Origin of the sequence: Aquisalimonas sp., assembly GCF_007120195.1 — a bacterium.
In the GTDB taxonomy this organism is placed as follows: Bacteria; Pseudomonadota; Gammaproteobacteria; order Nitrococcales; family Aquisalimonadaceae; genus Aquisalimonas.
Genome location: NZ_SKOG01000077.1, coordinates 1 through 4,072 on the forward strand (window position 1 = coordinate 1; position 4,072 = coordinate 4,072).

The window sequence follows — 4,072 nt, forward strand, 5'->3', positions numbered from 1 at the left end:
TCCGAAGTGACGGCATCACCGCCGAGGCCGAGCCCGCCGGCGAACGTGATCGCGTTGTCGGCCAGGTAGCAAAGGACGCCTCCATGCACGAATCCCTGATGCTGCTTCAGGTGCTCGTCGACGGCCACGCTGATCTCGGCGGAACAGGTGCCCGCGTTTTCCAGTTGGGCACCGAGGTACCGACTGAACGCCTGGGCGTTGAAGACCCGTTCGGCGAATGCTCGTTGTTCATCCATCGCAGGATCTCCCGCGCGTCAGGTGACCTGTCTTTGCGGAGGTCCCAGTCCGCTGACTGCGGATCCACTCATGGGTCGGTTCACGTGTCGGCGTTTAGAGGGCTGTCCAAGCAATGAATCAGATTTCACTGCTTGCGGCAACCGTTAGGCGTTCAGCGAGTGGAACGACTCGGCGACCCACAACGCGTGTTGCTCGCCCGGGAAATTGGCACTTCGACTGCGTGGCTGGAGTAGCGCCTTCCCGTCCCCCTGTGAAGCTCAGGCCGGGAAGGTGGGTCGTCGCCACAAGGCGAAGGGGACTCCAGTTCGTCGATCCGCGTTTTCTTGACAAGCCTCTGCCATCACAAGTCTCTGCCATCCGGTCAATAGTGTCCCGTGTCCTGGGACGAGGGACAGGCGTTGGGGGTGGTATGAACAGTCAAGATGTCGGCCTGCTGCTGAAGCTGGTTGCTTTGCAGAACCGGGAGAGAGGCTCTCCAGGGTTGGGTCGGAAACGCGGCAATGTCCCTCCCGGACAACGCACGAGACTGGCAGGTCGAAGAAGAAAGCACGCTGGCCGAGAACGACGTGTCACTCTTGCACGGCGACGCCTTGATGGCGCGTTACGGCGTCAGGGCCCTGGCGGACGAGACGGGCATCAGCAAGAGCCAGGTCAGCCTGGCTCTGCGGCGCTGCCTGGAGGTCGGGCTGGTACGCAAGGACCGCCAGACCGGTGTGCCACGAGCCAATGCCAAAGCGCTGTTCGAGTTCATTGTGCATGGGCTGCGCCATGTCTTTCCCGCCAGGCCCGGCGAGGTGACCCGGGGCATTGCCACTACGTTTGCCGCCCCCGTGCTGGAAGGGCGGCTGTTCAGCTCCGGAGACCTGCCCATGGTCTGGCCGGACGCCAGGTGAGACACCAAGGGGCAGTCGGTGGCACCGCTGTTCAAGAGTGCGCCCGAGGCGGCACGCCGCGACGGGGCGCGCCCAGCGCAGGACCGCGATATTTGCTCGTGTACTCCTACACCTGATTCGCGATCTCGGTAGGCATCGTCATACTCAGTCCTCCGCCCTTCTGTTCGCGCTTGAGGCATCAACGCACATTCGCAGCATTCTTCTCAATGCCGAAGGCAGTGTGGTTTGATCAGACTACCCATCATCGGCGATAGAACGGCACCAGCGTCGCGGGCCAAAGCCGGAAGGACGTTCAGTGCGGCCCAAGCGCCCGGAGCTAACCGCCGTTCGGGGTTCGTTCGGGCGAATGTCTGGACAGCAGCCTGGCATGTGTTCAATCCTGTCTTAAGGATAGCGCCAGGAGAGACGTAATGCGGTTTGCAACATCGACGGCCTGTCTTGTGGTGGTGCTCAGCTGGTCAGCCGTCCGTGCCGGTGACGAGGCACCGCAACGCGAAATCGATTTGCTGCGCGAGATGGCCGGGTGCTTCGATGTCACATATCGCTACGTTGAGGACGGTGAGCACGACAGTTTCGGCCCCGATTACCAGTTGGACGATCCCATCACCGAATGGGTGAGCTTCGCGCGACGGGAAGACGGGGCGGTCATTCAGGTGCACGTCAGTGTGACGGAGGACGATCGGCTCGTGCCCCACTTCCATGAAATATGGGACTATCGCCCCGACGACGGACAGTGGCGCCACGAGGTTTGGGAATGGACACCCGACCATCCGGAGCGCGAATTCCGATATAGTTGTCATGGTAGCTGGGAACAAAACAAGTGGTCGTGCGCTGCCGGACGGGCGGAGAAACCGTTCCGGGACAGTGGTGCACCGTTTGGTTTTGATCGGGACGACTACGATTGGTTGGACCGGACCAACATTGTCCAGGTGACGCCGCGCGGCTGGGTCCACAATCAGCACAACAGGAAGATGACGGACGACGCCGAACTCGTCGCATATGAACTCGGTTGGATCACGTATGAACCCGTCGACACCGAGCAGTGCCGTGATGCGCCCGACGAATACCCGATAGAACCGCGTTAACCACGGCGATCGGCCCGATGCGCCGCCGTCTCGGCTTTCGCCACAGGCCGGCAGGGCTGCCATCTATAGCGACGATTCGTCGTGAGCGTCGGCTCTGCGCTCGACAGGGGGCACTCAGCCGTCCCCGGCGAGGGTCCGGTCAGGGTCGGTTAACGTCTTCTGACGGCAAAGGGGAGCCCTGGTCAACTCCGGCCTTTGATTCAGACACTCTTTTCTGTGTGGCTCACGGAGCTTGGGTCCGCAGCGGAGCAGTCAAGAGGACACCACATGGTATCCCGCCACGGTCAATCGCTCAGCGAGTGCTGCGATATGAGCGGGGCCCACTTCGCAGCAGCCGCCTACGATGGTCGCACCCTGCTCCACCCACCGAAGCGCATGCTCGGCGTAAGCGGCGGGGCCAAGATCCGTGCGCGACTCCAGCACATCCACCGTACCCCCCGGCTGCAGTGGGGCCACGGACGTGAAGGCGTTGGCGTATCCGCCGAACGGCACACCGAGTCCGGCGAGCTCGCCCATGGCTGTCGTTACCGCCTCAGGAACTGCGCAATTGACCAGCACCCGATCGGCGCCAGCGGTCACGACCTCTCGGGCCGCCTCGGCCAGCGGCTCGCCGGACCGCAGGCGCGCACCATCGCCGTCATCCACCGTGAAGGCCGTCCACACCGGCAGCTTGCTTTTCGCCGCAGCTTCGGTCGCTGCACGCGCTTCGCGGGCAAGGGACATAGTCTCGCAGAGGAAAAGATCGACTCCCCCGGCCTGGGCCTCCACCATTCGGCCATAGTTACGCAGGCAGGTGGCTTCGTCCGGTGCGAGGTCGGGGCGATAACTTGCTACCAACGGCGGCAGGCAGCCGGCGATGCGCACATCCTGGCCGCTGTCGTCGCACGCCTTGCGGGCGGCGCTCAGCGCCGCTGCATGAAGTGACTCGAATAACTTGGGCTCGCCATCGCGTGCCAGGCGCTGCGGTGTCGCGCTGTAGGTGTTGACCGTGATGATCCGGGCGCCGGCATCGATGAAATCGCGATGGGCGGCGACCACCAGATGGGGTTCGTCCAGCATGACTTGAGCGGACCACAGCGGCGAGGCGGGGCGACTGCTGCGCCGCCTGAGCTCCTGGCCCATTCCCCCGTCCAGCAGTACGACGTGGTGTCTTTCAGAGGTCATTATGCCGCTCTCCTTCTTTTGGCTCGCGAATAAGATGTCAGCCGCACCGGTCGGTGGGGCTGTGTCGGATCAGTGCTGGGGTGGACTCTTGTTGGGCCCGTTCGCCCTTCATGGGCGCTGCCGTGGCGGTAGCCGTCGGAACCGATGGTCCGGCCGCGTCTTCGGCAACCGCATCAGCGGATACACGGGGGTAAAGGAACGATACGGCCGCAACCAGTAACGCCAGCACGGCGAACACCGCGAATGCCTCCAGGTAGCCAGTACGGGCGATGGTCCATCCGACCAGTGGGGAGCCCACGGCCTGGCCGACCGTGATCGCCAGGAAGGGGACCACCGGCCCCATTGACGGACGCTCGCGCAGCAACCGGATGCCGGTGACCAGGTACAACCCGGTCAGGGTCATGAAGGCCCAGCCGAACACTGCGGCCGATACCAGTGCAATCCACAACTGGCCCGGAGCGATGGCCACGAGCGCCGTTGCGCCGCCCAGGGCCACCAGCGCCAGTGCCTGGGTGGCGGGTGCCCCCAGTCGGTCACCGAGATCGCTCGCCCAGGCGCCCGCGAGACCGGCAATGCCGACGACGAGCCAGAGGGACGCCGTGAGCCTTTCTGGAAGACCGCCGATCTCGACGACGAGGTCGGGCGCGAAAATCCAGTAGGCGGAGCCCGCCAGGCCCATCGCGAAACAGAACA

At 63.9% G+C, this 4,072-nt stretch carries 3 protein-coding genes and 2 pseudogenes; 2 read left to right on the plus strand and 3 right to left on the minus strand.

The features are described 5' to 3' along the window. Window positions 1–236: pseudogene (locus tag QZT63_RS06555) on the minus strand (thioesterase); the annotation flags it as partial. Window positions 237–737: 501 nt separating this feature from the next. Between QZT63_RS06555 and QZT63_RS06560 the strand changes: the two are divergent. Both QZT63_RS06560 and QZT63_RS06565 read left to right on the plus strand, forming a co-directional pair. Beyond that, entirely contained in the window at window positions 738–1,130 is a 393-nt protein-coding gene (locus QZT63_RS06560; protein ID WP_290649626.1) for a hypothetical protein, read from the plus strand. Between the two features lie 410 nt (window positions 1,131–1,540). Continuing rightward, a complete protein-coding gene (locus QZT63_RS06565) occupies window positions 1,541–2,215 on the plus strand; it encodes a DUF6607 family protein (RefSeq protein WP_290649628.1) in 675 nt (224 codons plus the stop codon). A gap of 252 nt (window positions 2,216–2,467) precedes the next feature. Here the strand turns inward: QZT63_RS06565 and QZT63_RS06570 are convergent, their stop codons facing one another. After that, window positions 2,468–3,379 carry a homocysteine S-methyltransferase family protein gene (locus QZT63_RS06570; RefSeq protein WP_290649630.1) on the minus strand — a complete coding sequence of 304 codons (912 nt, stop codon included), beginning with the start codon at window positions 3,377–3,379 and terminating at the stop codon, window positions 2,468–2,470. A 37-nt stretch (window positions 3,380–3,416) separates the two neighbouring features. Next, window positions 3,417–4,072: pseudogene (locus QZT63_RS06575) on the minus strand (MFS transporter); the annotation flags it as partial.

Coding starts and splice junctions, on each gene's coding strand:
- QZT63_RS06560 (WP_290649626.1), top strand. CDS start 738: ATGTCCCTCCCGGACAACGCACGAGACTGGCAGGTCGAAGAAGAAAGC.
- QZT63_RS06570 (WP_290649630.1), bottom strand. CDS start 3,379: ATGACCTCTGAAAGACACCACGTCGTACTGCTGGACGGGGGAATGGGC.
- QZT63_RS06565 (WP_290649628.1), top strand. CDS start 1,541: ATGCGGTTTGCAACATCGACGGCCTGTCTTGTGGTGGTGCTCAGCTGG.